Annotated in this window: 1 protein-coding gene; it reads right to left on the reverse strand. The window is 65.1% G+C overall.

Features of this window, described 5'->3' with window-relative positions; genetic code table 11:
* The coding region (locus EXE45_RS18355; RefSeq protein WP_137695160.1) for a hypothetical protein at positions 1-361 on the reverse strand (361 nt) is incomplete at both ends.

Raw genomic sequence — 361 nt, forward strand, 5'->3', positions numbered from 1 at the left:
GTTCGCCGCGAGCGTGTGCGTCTCGGCGACAGTGAGATTGTACGTGTACTCGACGTCGCTTTCGAGGAACGAAACCGACGCAACTTCGTCGGTCTCGATTCCGCCGTCCGTCGCCGTACTGGTGGCGGTGTCGGCCGATACGCTCCGATGGGAGGGGCTCGCCGGAACCGTGTCGCCGACGGCCAGTTCGTTCGCGGCGACCTTCTCGACTCCGCCGTCAGCGACCCGCAGCATCGTATGGTCGGGCGTCACCCGGATCGAACGCCCGCACTGGGTCTCGATCCGGACGAAGTGGTCCTGACTCGGATGTTTCGAGACGGCAGTCACTGACTGGGTCGTCTCGTGCCCGCGTTCGTCGATC

This window comes from Halorubrum sp. SP9 (assembly GCF_005435015.1).
In the GTDB taxonomy this organism is placed as follows: Archaea; Halobacteriota; Halobacteria; order Halobacteriales; family Haloferacaceae; genus Halorubrum; species Halorubrum sodomense.